The organism is Roseomonas sp. 18066 (assembly GCF_902706185.1).
Classification (GTDB): Bacteria; Pseudomonadota; Alphaproteobacteria; order Acetobacterales; family Acetobacteraceae; genus Pseudoroseomonas.
Window position 1 is genome coordinate 46,004 of the sequence record NZ_CACSJM010000002.1, and the last position, 13,373, is coordinate 59,376.

A 13,373-nucleotide genomic window follows, 5' to 3' on the forward strand; every position below is an offset into this window, starting at 1 on the left:
CTACATCCCGTCGGGCTCGAGCAGCACCACCGGCTCGCCATTGCCCAGCACGCCGACGCCGCCCACCCCTGGCAGCCCGGCGAGCGCCGGATGCATCGGCCGCAGCAGCAGGTCGGAGCGCCGCTGCACCCGGTCCACCGCCAGCCCCAGCACCCGCCCGCCGCTGCGCAGCATGACGATGGCGCCCTCGCTGGCGGCCGGGTCGGGCGGCAGGTTCAGCAGATCGGACAGGCGGCGCAGCTCGGCGCCGGGCGGCAGGGCGTCGTGCTCCACCACGGAATCGACGCGGCCGGCCGGCAGCGCATAGGCATGGCCGCCGACCTCGACCAGCAGCACCGTCTGCACCGCCGCCGTCAACGGCAGACGGAGCGCGAAGCTGCTGCCCTGGCCGGGCTCGCTGGTGACTTCCAGGGTGCCGCCGGCGCGGCGCACGGCATCCTGCACCACATCCAGCCCGACGCCGCGGCCGGAGGTTTCCGTCACCGTTTCGGCGGTGGAGAAGCCGGGGCGGAACAGCAGCCCATGCACCTCGTCGGGCGGCATGCGGGCGGCCTCGGCCGAGCTGATCAGCCCGCGCGAGACCGCCCGCGCCAGCACCCGGTCACGGTCGATCCCGGCGCCGTCATCCGACAGCCGCACGCGGATCTGCCCGGTCCGCCGCGCCGCCGAGATCTTCAGCGTCCCCTTGGCCGGCTTGCCGGCGGCCTCGCGTGCGGCGGGCGATTCGATGCCGTGGTCGACGGCGTTGCGCACCAGGTGCAGCAGCGGGTCGGCCAGCAGCTCGACCAGGCTGCGGTCGATGGCGACCTCCTGGCCTTCCAGCAGCAGCTCGACCTCCTTGCCGCTGGCCCGGGCCACGGCGCGCGCGACACGGGGCAGCCGGGAAAACAGCGTGCCGATGGGGACGACGCGCAGCTCCATCACCGCCTCGTCCAGCCGGCGCAGCGACAGGGTCAACCGGCTCTCGGCACCCTCCATCGCGTCCTGCACCCGGCGCAGCCGCTCCAGCGCATTGGCCAGGTGCGGCGCGACGCTGCCGGGCAGCCATTGCTCCAGCGCGGCCAGCCGCCCGATGGCGCCGCGGCCGCCACCTTCCTGCAAGGTCTCCGACAGCGACAGGGCGGCGGCGCGCACCTCGGCCTGCAGGTTGATGATGCCGTCGATGGTCTCCTGCCGCACCCGCATGGTGACGGGGCCGGCCTCGGCATGCTCGATGCCAGCCTCGGGCAGCAGCGCCAGGTCGCGCAGCACGCGGTGGTCGGGGTCCAGCGCCCGCGCATGGGTCTGCAGCAGCGACAGCTCGGCGCCGCTGGCAAAAAGCGTCTCCAGCTCGGCGGCAAGCTCCGGCGAGGGCGGCGGCAGGTTGCGGCTGGCCAGCACCTCGGCTTCCTCGTGCAGCCAGGCGCCGATGGCATTCTCGATGCCGGCATCCTGGCCCAGCGCCAGCCGCGCCACGAACAGCCGCTGCCCGGCGGCCAGCGCCGCCAGCGCCCGGCCGCGCGCCGCCGCCCCCATGCTGCCGCGGAAAGCCGGGGGCAGGCGCGGGTCCAGCGCCTCGGCCGCCGCCTCGGCCGGCGGCAGGGCGCGCGGCGCCAGGGTCTCGCCCTCGGCCGCGGCATGCAGGCGCTCGGCGAGCGCCGGGCCCTGGATCGCCAGCACGGCGGCGGCATCCGGGTCGGCGGCGCGGTCGGCCAGGTCTTCCAGGGTCAGCAGCAGGGTCTCCAGCGCCTCCTGCCCCAGGGCGCAGGCCGCCGCCGCCGCCGCCCGTGCCGCCGCGGCGAGCGCCGGCGCGTCGCCATGCCCCTCGGTCAGCGCCGCCAGGCGGACGGCGAGCCCGGCCAGCCGCGGCGCCAGCTCGCCCCGCGTGGCGCCGGGGATTTCGGCGGCGCCGGCGCTTTCCCCGGCCATGTCTTCCAGCCGTTCCAGCTGGCGGCGCAGCAGGCCCAGCGCCGGCAAGGCGGCGATGCTGCCGGCCGCCTCGGCCAGCGTCGAGAAGCCGGCGGAAAGCCGTGGCAGGCCGAGCAGGGCGGCGGCCTCGGCCAGCTCCTCCACCTCCTGCAGGGCGGCGGGGTCGCGGGCGGCGACGGTCTCGCCGGCCAGGTGGCCGAGCAGCGGCACCGCCACCACCACCCGCGACGCCACCACGCCGACCAGCGGATTTTTTTCGGTGGCCGCCACCGCGGGCGGCGGCGCGGGTTTCGCCGGTGGGGCGGCCGGCGAGCCCCCGGCGATCCGCTGCAGCTGGGCGATCAGCGCCGGGTCGGCCGGCATGTCCTGATGCGTCGCCAGCACCGCCGCCCGCTGCCGCCGCAGCGCATCCACCGCGCCGAGCAAGACCCCGCTGACAGCCGCATCGACCACCAGCCGCCCCGAGCGAGCGTTTCCAAGAATATCCTCGGCGACATGCGCGACGTTCTTCATGCCGGGGGCGCCCAGCGCGTCGCTCATCCCCTTCAGGCTGTGGAAGGCGCGGAACAGGGTGTTGACCTGCTCGCGCTCCAGCGCCGCGCCGCCGCCGCCCAGCACCGCCTCGATGGTGTCCAGGTGCTCTTCCGTCTCGGCGGCGAACTCGCCCCAGAGCGCGTCATCCTCGCCCAGCATCGCCTCAGCCCTCCGCGCCGAGCGGCGCCGGCAGGCCGACGGCCCGCCGCGCGGCGCGCAGGATGGCATCGCCCTGGCGGTCGCGCAGATCCGGGCTGAAGGCGCCCGACGGCTTGCCGACCACCGCCGCCGCGCCCAGCCGCCGCGCCAGCACGGCGAGCTCGGTGCCCGGCCGCGCGGCGGAGGAGACGATGACCACCGCCCCATGCCCCGCCAGCGCCCATTCGCGCAGCGTGCCGATGCCGTCCAGCACCGGCATCTCGATATCCAGCATGGTCAGGTCCGGCTTCAATTCGGCCATCAGCCCGAGCGCGGCGCGGCCATCGGCGGCCTCGCCGACCACGGCGAAATCGGCATCGGCCGAGAGGGTCTCGCGCACCAGGCGGCGCATCATGGCGCTGTCATCCACGACCAGGGCGCGGATGCGGGCGGTGCTCGGCGCCGGCTCGGCGGCAGGGGGTGCCGCGGCCTCGGGTGGCGGCAGGTCATGGCCGGCGGCGGCGATGGCCTCGGCGTGATGCGCCAGCGCCTCGCCCAAGGCCGGGATGCCGGGGACGCCCGGCTCTTCCAGCAGCGCCGCGGCCGGCTCCAGCAGGCGGGTCAGGGAAGAAATACCGAAGGCGGCGGCCATGGCGCGCAGGCGGTCGACCATGCGCTGCGCCTCGGCCGGCGTCGCGGCCGTGGCCAGGGCGACGGCGCCGTCCAGCCATTCCGGCAGGAAGGCTTCCAGCAGTTCCGGGTCCAGCGGCTCGGCCATGCCCTGCTCCATCCGATGCGTCCCCGACACTGGAAAACGGAGGCAGCATGACCGGTTTTGCGGGTGCTGTCGCCAGGGGTGCAGCACAGCTTCGTGACAGACCGGGCGGGACTGGCCCAAGCAGCACAGACTTTATGTCACTGACGAACCATGTGCTTAGCGAGGCGCGACAGAAGGCCCTTGTCTCGGAGCGGTGTAGACATCGAGAGCCTTCAGCAACTTCAGGGATTCAACCCGCAGACCATCATATCCGCTCATGAGTTCCTTCCACTTCGACACTTCTTCATCGCTGCTCGGCGGTGAAGCTGTCGAAAGGTCCTGGAGATGTCTGATAATGCTCACGCGGCTTTCGTAGAGTTCTGGTAGCTTTCGAAGCGCGTCTTGAGCTTCCGCAGGGAAGAAAACCGCCTGCTTTCGAAACAGAAAGGCCATGCCAGCCAAAGACTGGCCAGCTTGCTGCATCGCTGGCACAACGACCGCCCAATCGTCGCTGTTTCGGGTGATCAGATAGAAGTTCATTCGACCGACGAACATCGCGTTTCGCTGCTGAGCCTGGTCGCCACCAGCAATGAGTTCACGGCGCATTCGGAGTTTCTCGGCGATTTCCCGCTGCTGCTCGCTGAAAGCCCTGCTGGCCTCCCTCTGCGCTTGCAGGCTGGACGCTGTATTCCAAATACTCATACCCTTCTCGAGCAGCTTCTGAACCGCCTCGGCCGCCCCGGCAGTCGCAACCGTCAAGGCCGTGATGGCAGCTATCGCCGCTAAGATGGCAGGTAGCGCAGCTTGCGCCTGGCTTGGCGCCAGTATGGTCCCCGGCAAGGCGGAACTGGTCAGAAGGAGCCAACGTCGCCGCACCATCGAAGCCTCCCTGATAAAACCTTCCACCGGCTGGTCATTATAATTGGATCGAATTAAAAACGAAATCTCATTGAAGTGGGCCGCACCACCGGCAGCTCTGTTGCCGAAGTCTGAGCCTCACGGTCGACAGCTTGGAAGAATAAAACGGTAAGCCCGCCTATCGCGCCAGCAGCAGCGCCGCGCGGCGGCCGAGCGCGGTGGGCGTCGCCAGCTCCACCACCCCGCCATGCGCCCGGGCCACCTCGGCGAAGGCCACCGGCATGCCGGCGACGACGCAGCTTTCCGCGCTCTGCGCCAGCAGCACCGCGCCGCGCGCCGCCAGCGCCGGCGCCGCCCCGGCGCCGTCGCGGCCCATGCCGGTCAGCACCACCGCCATGGCCCGCCGCGCCACCAGCGCCGCCGATTGCAGCAGCAGGTCGACCGAAGGATGCACCGGCCCCGGCCCGGCCGCGAGCCGGAGCAGAAAACCGCCATCGGCGGCGCGGGCCAGGTGGCCGTCGGTGCCGCCGGGCAGCACCACGACCTCGCCGGCCGCCGGGTGCAGCCCGCGCTCGCCCAGCCGCACCACCAGCCCGCTGCGCCGCGCCAGGTGGCGGGCGAAGTCGGGGCCCAGATCGGCCGGCATGTGCTGCGCCACCAGGCAGGGCACCGGCAGCGGGCCGCTGGCGCCGAGGAATTCCGCCACCGCATCCGGCCCGCCGGTGGAGGCGCCGAGCAGCAGCACGTCGCAAGGGCCGCCGCGCCGCATCGGCGGCAGCGCCGGCGGCGGGTCCAGCAGCGGCAGCGGCAGCGGCGCGCCGGCCGGGCTCTCGCCCTCCGGCCGGGCGCGGGCGCGCTGCGCCGCCCAGTGCCGCAGCCGGCCGCGCAGCTCGCGGTCGATCTGGCCGAGATCGAGGCCGGACAGCGCCGAGCCCTTCCACAGATAGTCGGCCGCGCCCCGGGCGAGGGCCGCCAGCGCCGCCTCCGACCCGTCGCGGGTGTGGTGGCTGACCATGACGATGGCGGGCGGCGCCGGCAGCTGCATCAGCCGCTCGGTCACCTCCAGCCCGTCCATGCCCGGCATCTCGACGTCGAGCGCCACGACATCGGGGCGCAGCTGCGCCGCCAGCTCCAGCGCCGCGGCGCCATGGGCGGCCTCGCCCACCACCTTCAGGTCGCCATCCGCCTCGATGATGCGCTTCAGCGCCAGCCGCATGAAGCCGCTGTCGTCGACCACCAGGACCCGGATCACGAAGCCGTCCCGGCGGATGCGGGGCGGGTCGCCGCCTGGGCCAGGGCGGCGGCGCGGCACAGCGGCAGCGGCAGGCCCTGGAAGGGCAGCAGCGCCGCGACCACGCCGTCGCCCTCCATCGCCACCATGCTGTCCAGCGGGAAAGCGCGCAGCCCCAGCACGGCGGTCACCGCCAGCGCCAGCGGCGGCGTGCCGGCCAGGCGCAGCAGCGGCACCGGCCGGCCCGGCGCCAGCACCGCGGCGCCGCCCAGCGCGCGGCCGGCATCGGCCACCGGCAGCACGTCGCCGCGATGCGCGACCACGCCATCCGGGGCGCCGAGCGCCAGGCCCGCCGGCAGGGGCGACGGCGCCTGCGGCGGCACCACGCCCGCCACCTCCTCCACCGCCAGGGCGAAAAGCTGGTCGCCGGCGCGGGCCAGCATCAGGCTGCGGGTTGGCGCCGGTGGCGGCGGCGGCGTGTCCTGGTGCGGCGGCGCCAGGGCGGCCAGCGCCGGCGCCGCGGCCAGGGCCTCGGCCAGCCGGCCCGGCGGCATGGCGCCGAAGCCCGCCGCCTGGGCCAGGGTCAGCGGCGTCGCCCGGTCGCAGGGCAAGCCGTACAGCCGCCCGGCCACCGCCAGCACCGCCAGCAGCGGCGCGTCGCGCCCCTCGTCCAAATCGGGCGCCAGCCGGCGCGGGTCGAGCACCAGCACCGGCGCGCCCTCCCCCAGCCCCAGCCCGGCGGCCAGGCCCAGCCCCAGCGCGCCGGCCGGCATGCCCGGCGCCGGGGCCAGCGCCGGCATCGGCACCACCCGCGCCAGCCGGTCCAGCGGCACCGTCATCCGCCCCGCGCCCAGCCCGAGGCCGAGCAGGCTGGCGCGTTCCCGCTCCGCCACCGGGCGCGGCACCAGGCCGGCGGCGGGCAGCGACGCGACCGCGGCGGCGGGGGCGGCGGTCAGCAGCGCCAGCGGCAGGTCGAGCGGCTGGGCATCGGCCGGCGCCTCGGCCAGCAGCGCCTCGCCGGTCAGCAGCAGGCGGCCGCTGCCCTCGGTCGCGGGGCACAGCAGCCAGACCGGGCCGGCGACGCCGCCCGGGGCCAGCACCGGCAGCAATTGCCCGCCCTGCAGCGCCAGGCCGAGCAGGCCGGGGGCGGCGCCGGGCAGCGGCCGCGGCCGCATCGGCGGCACCGCCTGCACCCCGGGCGGCAGGCGCCAGGCGCGGCCGCCGGCGAGCAGCGCGGCGCTCATGCCCGGCGCCACAGCGAGGGCTGCGCCGCCGACCACAGCGCCAGGCCCAGCGCCGGCGGCGGCGCGTCGGTGGCGCCGAGCAGCAGCGCGCCCCCTGGCGCGAGCCGGGCGCAAAGCCCCCCGACCACCACGGCGCGGGCGGGCTCGGTCAGGTAGATCAGCACGTTGCGGCACAGGATGATGTCGAAGCTCTCCTCCGGCACGCCCAGCTCGCAAAGGTTCTGGCGCGACCAGGAGACGGTGACGCCCTCCGGTGGCGCCGCCCGCGCCCCGCCATCGGGCAGGCGCGGGAAATGGCGCCAATAGGCCGGCGGCACGTCGCGCAGCGGGTCGGGCGGCCCGGGCGGGAAGCGCCCGGTGGCGGCGCGCGCCAGCGCCGGGCGGCAGAGGTCGATGCCGGTGACGTCGGCGGCGAAGCCGGCCTCGCCGGCCAGGGCGGCCAGGGTCCAGCCCTCCTCGCCCGTCGCGCATCCGGCGGAGAGCAGCCGCAGCGGGCGGGAGAGCGCCCGCAGGCCGGGGAAGACGAGCCCGGCCAGGGCCTCGAGCTGCGAGGCCGCGCGGAACAGCCGCGTCTCCTGCACGGTGACGGCGTCGAGCAGCGCGGCCCAGAAAGGGTCCTCGGGGTCGGGGGGCGGCAGCCGCGCCTCGGTCATGCCGGCCAGCAGCAGGGCGGCGCGCCGCAGCCGGCCGAGCAGCACCTCGCTCGGCGCCAGGCCGGCCAGCCGCGCCAGCCCGTCCAGCAGCCCGGCCTGCAAGCTGTCCGACGCGGGGGGGCCCTGCATCACACCTCCGGCCGGGAAAGCCCGGCGGGCGTCACCTGGGAAAAGGACGCCCGCCGGGGATGGGTCAGGCGGCCAGCGCCTCGGCGCGGGTCGCGAAGGCCGGGATGATCTTGTCGAAGCCGGAAATCTCGAAGACCTCGCGCACCGGCGCCTGCAGCCCGCAGACGCTGAAGGGCTTGCCAGCGGTCTTGGCCTGCTTGGCGGCCTTCAGCAGCACGCGCAGCCCGGCGGAGGAGACATAGCGCACCCCCTCCAGATCGGCGACCACGCCGCCTTCCTCCAGCAGGGCGAGCAGCTTGCTCTCCGCCGCCGCGGCGGTGGCGGTGTCGAGCCGCCCCTCGAAGGCAGCGACCGTCACGGCCCCGGACTTGATCTCGGCGATCTGCATACTCGTCACGCTCCTCTATGCGTCTCTCAATCGTCGTCGACGCGCGGCGGTCAAAGTGCCGCGCGCTTCAGCCCGCGTCCAGCACCGCCGCGAGGCGGTTGCAGCCGTCCTGCCGCCGATAGTCCAGGCTGCGGACCATCTTGCGCACGAAATGGATGCCCAGGCCGCCGATCTCGCGCTCCTCGATGGCCGCCTCGGTGTCGGGCGCGGCCTCGGCCAGCGGGTCGAATTCCGGGCCGTCATCGGCGATGTCGAGCCGCAGCGCGTCGCCCTCCTGGCGCAGCGCCACCTCGACGAAGGTCGCGCCGATGCCATGCATCGCGACATTGGCCACCAGCTCCTCGGCGACGAGGGCCAGGCGGTGCGCGACGCCGGGGGACAGCGCCGCCTCCTCGGCGAAGGCCTCCAGCCGGTCCAGCAGCTCGGGCACCGCCTCCGCCTCGGGCCGCAGCCGCAGCGCCAGTTGCGTGCTCATCGCCATGCTCGGCTGCCTTCCTCTCGACTCGGGGGGAAATTTCCGCGCCAGATTACCCAAGCGCGCGGCGCTTGTCAGGGGATGGCCGCCAGCTTGACGGGGCGGCCGCCGCGCGGCATCGATGCCGGGGCCCCGTGGCGAGCGGGCTTTCTTCCGTGAAAACAATTGCTTCGTGACGGTTTCATGACAGGTCGCGGGGCCAAGTGCGGGACTTCCGGACCATGCGCATGCGCCTGATGCTGGGCGGGCTGGTGATGCTGGTGCTGCTGGGCATGGCAGGCCTCGGCCTCTTCGCCCTGCACCGCACCGATGCCGCCGGCCGCGCCACCGCGGCCCATCTGGCCGAGCTGCAAGGCGTGCTCGACACCGGCCGCCAGGCGGAGACCGCCTTCAAGCGCCAGGTGCAGGAGTGGAAAAATCTCCTGCTCCGTTCGCGCGACGCCGACAGCCGCGCCCGCCTGGAGGCCGCCTTCCTGGCCGAGCAGAAGCGCACCACCGGCCTGCTGCAGGCCCTGGCCCAGGCCGCCCCCCGCCTGCCGCCCGACGCCGGCGCGGCGCTGCCGGGGCTGGCCACCGAGCACGCCGCCCTCGCCGCCCGCTACGCCGAGGCCCTGGCCGCCACCGACCCGGCGACGCCGGAAGGCCCGCGCCTGCTGGACGACCAGCTGCGCGGCGCCGACCGCGCGCTGGACCAAAAGCTGGACGCGGCGGCCGAGGCCATCGCCCGCAGCTTCCGCGCCAGCCGCGAGGCGATGCTGCGCGACTCCGACGCGCGCTACGCCGAGACCCGGCGCCTGCTGCTGATCGGCTCCGCCGCCGGGCTGGTCCTGGTGCTGGCCCTGCTGCTGACCCTCGCCACCGCCCGCCGCCCTGTCTGAGACCGGATTGATGGAATTGTTCGCCAGCCTGTTCGGCGGCCTCGGCCTGTTCTTCCTCGGCATCAAGGGCGTCGGCGGCGGGCTGCAGGCCATGGCCGGCCCCCGCCTGCGCGGCGCCATGCGGCGCGCCACCCGCGGCCCGGTCTCGGCCGCCGGCACCGGGCTGCTGCTGGGCGCCCTGACCCAGAGCTCCAACGCCGTCACCTTCATCGCCACCAGCCTCTACACCGCGGGGCTGCTGCCGCTGGCCCGCGCCCTGCCGGCGCTGGCCTGGGCCAATGCCGGCACCGCGGGGCTGGTGCTGCTGGCCACCATCGACCTGCGGCTGGCCGTGCTGTGGCTCTTCGGCCTGGTCGGCTTCGCCAGCTATTTTGGAATTGACCACGGCGGACGCTTGCGGCCGCTGTTGGGCGCCCTGGCCGGCCTTGGCCTGCTGTTCCTCGGCCTGGCGACGATCAAGGCCGGCGCCGCGCCGCTGCGCGACATGGCCGTGGTGCGCGAACTGCTGGCCTTCTCCGGCAGCGCCCTCACCCCGCCCTTCCTGGTCGGCGTTGTGGTCACCATCGTCGCGCAATCCTCCTCCACCGTCTCGATCCTGGCGATCACGCTGGCCGGCCTCGGCCTGCTCGGCTTCGAGCAGACGGTGATGGTGGTCTATGGCGCCTCGCTCGGCTCCGGCCTGTCGGTGCTGCTGCTGTCGGGCAACCTGTCCGGCTCGGCCCGCCAGCTCGCCTGGTACCAGACGCTGTTCAAGGTGATCGGCACCCTCCTGTTCCTCGGCCTCTTCGTGCTGGAGCAGCGCGGCACCCCCCTGGTGCTCTGGCTGACCAGCCACCTGGCCGAGCGCCTGCCCGAGCGCATCGGCTGGCTGTTCCTGATCTTCCAGGTGATGACCGCCCTGGTCCTGGCCCCCTTCGGCCGCCCGATGCGCGCGCTGCTGGAGCGCCTGTCGCCGGCCACCCCCGCCGAGGCGCTCGGCCGCCCGCGCTTCCTCTACGACCAGGCCCTCGACCATCCGCCCAGCGCGCTGGACCTGGTGGAGCGCGAGCAGGCCGGCCTGGCCGCCCGCCTGCCCGGCCTGCTGGCCCCGGTGCTGGAGGGCACGCCCGCGGTGCCGCCCGTGGCCACCCAGCTGGCGGCCGCGGCCAGCGTCGAGCAGGCCACCAAGACCTTCCTGGCCGAGCTGCTGGCACGCGACCCGGACCGCGCGACCCTGGACCGCGCCGTGCTGCTGGAGAACCGCAACGAGCTGCTGGCCGCCCTGCGCGAGACCATCGGCGAATTCGCCACCGCCGCCGCCGGCCCGTCCCAGGCGCCCGTCGCCACCCGCATCCTGCAGCTGTCCGAGGCGCTGCACCTGCTGCTCCTCCAGCTGGAAGACGCCGGCAGCAGCGGCGACGCCGAAGACCTGGTGCTGCTGCGCGAGCTCTCGGCCGATCGCTCGGAGATGATGGACCAGATGCGCCGCCGCGTGGCCACGACCGAGGCGCTGACGCCGGAAGACCACAGCCTGCTGTTCCGCACGACCACCCTGTTCGAGCGGGCGGTGTGGCTCATTCGCCGGCAGACGTTGTTGTTGGGGGAGGCAGCGGTCTGACGAGGGAAGACAGGGAGAAGACAGAGGCAGGTCGGGGGAATGAATTCCCCCGAGCCCCCATCTTTTTTCTGATCACCGGCCGTGAAAAAGCCAGCACCTTCGCCGGCAGCGGTACCAGGGCATCACGGCGGGACGCCATTCATACAAAAACAGCGCGACCTGAGAGGTCGCGCTGCCGATTGGCCGTTTCACGTACTGTCTCCACGTGGACACGGCAGTCTGAAAGAAAAAAGAACGGGCGCGGCGCACTGCGCCGCGGGGGAATTCATTCCCCTCGCCTGCCCCTTCCTTCTCCTAAGGCACTTCGCTTCAGGCGTGCTCGAGATCCAGCGCGTAGCCGGCCGAGCGGACGGTGCGGATGATGTCCACTTCGCCGTCGGCGTTCACCGACTTGCGCAGGCGGCGGATATGCACGTCGACGGTGCGCGGCTCGACATGGATGTCGCGGCCCCAGACGGCGTCCAGCAGCTGCTCGCGCGAGAAGACGCGGCCCGGGTGCTGCATGAAGAATTCCAGCAGCCGGTATTCGGTCGGGCCCAGGTGCAGGGCGCGGCTGTTGCGCGTCACCCGGTGCGCGTCCTGGTCCATCGACACGTCCTGCCACGCCAGGACGCCCTTGGTGGCCACGCCGCCGGAGCGGCGCAGCAGCGCCCGGATCCGCGCCATCAGCGCGTCCATGACGAAGGGCTTGGCGATGTAGTCGTCCGCGCCGGTGTCCAGGGCGCGCACGGCGTCCTGGTCCTCGGTGCGGGCGGTGACCATGATGATCGGCAGGTCACGCGTGTCCGGGCGGCGGCGCAGCTGGCGGCAGACTTCCAGGCCCGACAGGGCCGGCAGCATCCAGTCCAGCAGCACCAGGTCGGGCGGCGCTTCCGCCACCCGCATCAGGGCTTCCTGGCCATCGGCGGCCTCGTCGACCCGGAAGCCCTGCTTTTCCAGGTTGTAGCGCAGCAGGGTCAGCAGCGGCGCCTCGTCCTCGACCACCAGGATGGTGGGACGCGACATGCCGGAATGCAGCTCGGCCATCGGGGGCATTTCTCCTCAGGCGGTCAGACGGGCGGGCGGACGACGGTATAGGCGGAGCTGTCGGATTTCGGCCGGTCCTCGGGCAGCATGTGGCCGAGCACGGCGTAGTGCACCGTCTCCGCGATATTCGTCGCGTGGTCGCCGATCCGCTCGAAGTTCTTGGCGATGAACAGCAGGTGGGTCGCCGCGGTGATGTTGCGCGGGTCTTCCATCATATGCGTCAGCATCTCGCGGAAGATGCCGTTGTAGATGTCGTCGACCGGGGCGTCGGCGCCCCAGACGCGCTCGGCGGAGACCGCGTCTTCCTTGACGAGCGCGTCGATCGCGTCCTTCAGGTTCTCCTGCACCAGCTTGGCCATCCACTGGAAGCCGTTCAGGCTGCCCAGCTGCGGCTGCTGCGAGACGACGATGGCGCGCTTCGCCGCATTGCGGGCGTAGTCGCCGATGCGCTCGATATCGGTCGAGACCTTCATGGCGGCCACGATCAGCCGCAGGTCGGCGGCCATCGGCTGGCGCAGCGCCAGCAGGCGGACGCAGAAATTCTCGATCTCGGTCTCCAGCGCGTCGATCTCGCCGTCGCGGCCGACGACGGCGCTGGCCAGCTCGGTGTCGCGGCGGATCAGGGCGGTGGCGGCGTCGGCCACCTGGCGCTCGGCCAGGCCGCCCATGCGGGCCACCATGTCGCGCAGGCGCTTCAGCTGTTCTTCATAGGACCGCACGATGTGCTCGCTTTGCAAGGTTTCCATGGGAGTCCCGATCAGCCGAACCGGCCGGTGATGTATTCCTGGGTCTTCTTCTGCTTCGGCGCGGTGAACATCTCCTCCGCCGGCGCCACCTCGATCAGCTCGCCCAGGTAGAAGAACGCCACCTGGTCGGCGCAGCGCGCCGCCTGCTGCATGTTGTGGGTGACGATGGCGATGGTGAAGTCGCGCTTGAGCTCGTCGATCAGCTCCTCGATCTTCAGGGTCGAGATCGGGTCGAGCGCCGAGGTCGGCTCGTCCAGCAGGATCACCTCCGGCCGCACCGCGATGGTCCGCGCGATGCACAGGCGCTGCTGCTGGCCGCCGGAGAGGCCCATGGCCGAGCTGTTCAGCCGGTCCTTGACCTCGCCCCAGATGGCGGCCCGCGTCAGCGCCCATTCGATGCGCTCGTCCATCTGCGCCTTGGACAGCTTCTCGTGCAGGCGGATGCCGAAGGCGATGTTCTCGTAGATGGTCATCGGGAACGGCGTCGGCTTCTGGAACACCATGCCGACGCGCGAGCGCAGCGCGTTGATGTCGACATCCTCGTCGAGGATGTTCTTGCCGTCGAGCAGCACCTGGCCGGTGGCGCGCTGGCCGGGATAGAGGCTGTACATGCGGTTCAGCACGCGCAGCAGGGTGGACTTGCCGCAGCCCGAGGGGCCGATCATGCCGGTCACCTGGCGGTCCGGCAGGTCGAAGTCGATCGACTTCAGCGCCTTGTGGTCGCCGTAGTAGAAATCGAGCTTGCGCACCGAGATGCGGGCCGGGTTCAGCGCCTCGCCGCTGCGGGCCTGCAGGCCGGGCATGGCGTCGG

At 73.2% G+C, this 13,373-nt stretch carries 13 protein-coding genes; 2 read left to right on the forward strand and 11 right to left on the reverse strand.

What is annotated here, in order from left to right; all coding sequences use genetic code 11:
• The 8 genes from GVN67_RS00705 to GVN67_RS00740 all read right to left on the reverse strand — a co-directional run bounded on the left by GVN67_RS00705 (position 1) and on the right by GVN67_RS00740 (position 8,321).
• Positions 1–2,601: an ATP-binding protein gene (locus GVN67_RS00705; RefSeq protein WP_159992335.1), complete on the reverse strand. Its 2,601-nt coding sequence runs from the start codon at positions 2,599–2,601 to the stop codon at positions 1–3.
• Positions 2,602–2,605: 4 nt separating this feature from the next.
• A complete protein-coding gene (locus tag GVN67_RS00710) occupies positions 2,606–3,358 on the reverse strand; it encodes a response regulator (RefSeq protein WP_159992336.1) in 753 nt (250 codons plus the stop codon).
• A gap of 156 nt (positions 3,359–3,514) precedes the next feature.
• A complete protein-coding gene (locus tag GVN67_RS00715) occupies positions 3,515–4,216 on the reverse strand; it encodes a hypothetical protein (protein WP_159992337.1) in 702 nt (233 codons plus the stop codon).
• Positions 4,217–4,373: 157 nt separating this feature from the next.
• The gene (locus GVN67_RS00720) at positions 4,374–5,447 is read right to left on the reverse strand and encodes a chemotaxis protein CheB (protein WP_159992338.1); all 1,074 of its coding nucleotides are present in this window, start codon (positions 5,445–5,447) and stop codon (positions 4,374–4,376) included.
• The gene (locus GVN67_RS00725) at positions 5,444–6,670 is read right to left on the reverse strand and encodes a chemotaxis protein CheW (RefSeq protein WP_159992339.1); all 1,227 of its coding nucleotides are present in this window, start codon (positions 6,668–6,670) and stop codon (positions 5,444–5,446) included. Before GVN67_RS00725 ends, GVN67_RS00720 begins: the two co-directional genes overlap by 4 nt.
• Entirely contained in the window at positions 6,667–7,452 is a 786-nt protein-coding gene (locus GVN67_RS00730) for a protein-glutamate O-methyltransferase CheR (protein WP_159992340.1), read from the reverse strand. Before GVN67_RS00730 ends, GVN67_RS00725 begins: the two co-directional genes overlap by 4 nt.
• A gap of 64 nt (positions 7,453–7,516) precedes the next feature.
• Positions 7,517–7,840 carry an STAS domain-containing protein gene (locus GVN67_RS00735; RefSeq protein WP_159992341.1) on the reverse strand — a complete coding sequence of 108 codons (324 nt, stop codon included), beginning with the start codon at positions 7,838–7,840 and terminating at the stop codon, positions 7,517–7,519.
• 67 nt (positions 7,841–7,907) lie between these two features.
• On the reverse strand, positions 7,908–8,321 hold the full coding sequence (locus GVN67_RS00740) for an ATP-binding protein (protein ID WP_159992342.1): 414 nt from the start codon (positions 8,319–8,321) through the stop codon (positions 7,908–7,910).
• 215 nt (positions 8,322–8,536) lie between these two features.
• Here GVN67_RS00740 and GVN67_RS00745 point away from each other — a divergent pair, with 215 nt between their 5' ends.
• Both GVN67_RS00745 and GVN67_RS00750 read left to right on the forward strand, forming a co-directional pair.
• Positions 8,537–9,193 (forward strand): hypothetical protein, encoded by a 657-nt coding sequence (locus tag GVN67_RS00745; protein WP_159992343.1) that lies wholly within the window; start codon positions 8,537–8,539, stop codon positions 9,191–9,193.
• Between the two features lie 10 nt (positions 9,194–9,203).
• Positions 9,204–10,790 carry a Na/Pi symporter gene (locus GVN67_RS00750; RefSeq protein ID WP_159992344.1) on the forward strand — a complete coding sequence of 529 codons (1,587 nt, stop codon included), beginning with the start codon at positions 9,204–9,206 and terminating at the stop codon, positions 10,788–10,790.
• 309 nt (positions 10,791–11,099) lie between these two features.
• On the opposite strand, the gene phoB is transcribed toward GVN67_RS00750, so the two are convergent.
• Genes phoB through pstB form a run of 3 tightly spaced genes read right to left on the reverse strand, consistent with a single transcriptional unit; the run spans position 11,100 to position 13,365 of the window.
• Positions 11,100–11,816 carry a phosphate regulon transcriptional regulator PhoB gene (gene phoB, locus GVN67_RS00755; protein ID WP_159992345.1) on the reverse strand — a complete coding sequence of 239 codons (717 nt, stop codon included), beginning with the start codon at positions 11,814–11,816 and terminating at the stop codon, positions 11,100–11,102.
• Positions 11,817–11,839: 23 nt separating this feature from the next.
• Entirely contained in the window at positions 11,840–12,562 is a 723-nt protein-coding gene (gene phoU, locus GVN67_RS00760; RefSeq protein WP_159992346.1) for a phosphate signaling complex protein PhoU, read from the reverse strand.
• An 11-nt stretch (positions 12,563–12,573) separates the two neighbouring features.
• Positions 12,574–13,365 (reverse strand): phosphate ABC transporter ATP-binding protein PstB, encoded by a 792-nt coding sequence (pstB, locus tag GVN67_RS00765; RefSeq protein WP_200845066.1) that lies wholly within the window; start codon positions 13,363–13,365, stop codon positions 12,574–12,576.
• Positions 13,366–13,373: the final 8 nt, after the last annotated feature.

Coding starts and splice junctions, on each gene's coding strand:
- GVN67_RS00705 (WP_159992335.1), bottom strand. CDS start 2,601: ATGCTGGGCGAGGATGACGCGCTCTGGGGCGAGTTCGCCGCCGAGACG.
- GVN67_RS00725 (WP_159992339.1), bottom strand. CDS start 6,670: ATGAGCGCCGCGCTGCTCGCCGGCGGCCGCGCCTGGCGCCTGCCGCCC.
- GVN67_RS00730 (WP_159992340.1), bottom strand. CDS start 7,452: ATGCAGGGCCCCCCCGCGTCGGACAGCTTGCAGGCCGGGCTGCTGGAC.
- pstB (WP_200845066.1), bottom strand. CDS start 13,365: ATGCCCGGCCTGCAGGCCCGCAGCGGCGAGGCGCTGAACCCGGCCCGC.
- GVN67_RS00710 (WP_159992336.1), bottom strand. CDS start 3,358: ATGGCCGAGCCGCTGGACCCGGAACTGCTGGAAGCCTTCCTGCCGGAA.
- GVN67_RS00715 (WP_159992337.1), bottom strand. CDS start 4,216: ATGGTGCGGCGACGTTGGCTCCTTCTGACCAGTTCCGCCTTGCCGGGG.
- GVN67_RS00735 (WP_159992341.1), bottom strand. CDS start 7,840: ATGCAGATCGCCGAGATCAAGTCCGGGGCCGTGACGGTCGCTGCCTTC.
- GVN67_RS00750 (WP_159992344.1), top strand. CDS start 9,204: ATGGAATTGTTCGCCAGCCTGTTCGGCGGCCTCGGCCTGTTCTTCCTC.
- GVN67_RS00740 (WP_159992342.1), bottom strand. CDS start 8,321: ATGGCGATGAGCACGCAACTGGCGCTGCGGCTGCGGCCCGAGGCGGAG.
- phoU (WP_159992346.1), bottom strand. CDS start 12,562: ATGGAAACCTTGCAAAGCGAGCACATCGTGCGGTCCTATGAAGAACAG.
- phoB (WP_159992345.1), bottom strand. CDS start 11,816: ATGGCCGAGCTGCATTCCGGCATGTCGCGTCCCACCATCCTGGTGGTC.
- GVN67_RS00745 (WP_159992343.1), top strand. CDS start 8,537: ATGCGCATGCGCCTGATGCTGGGCGGGCTGGTGATGCTGGTGCTGCTG.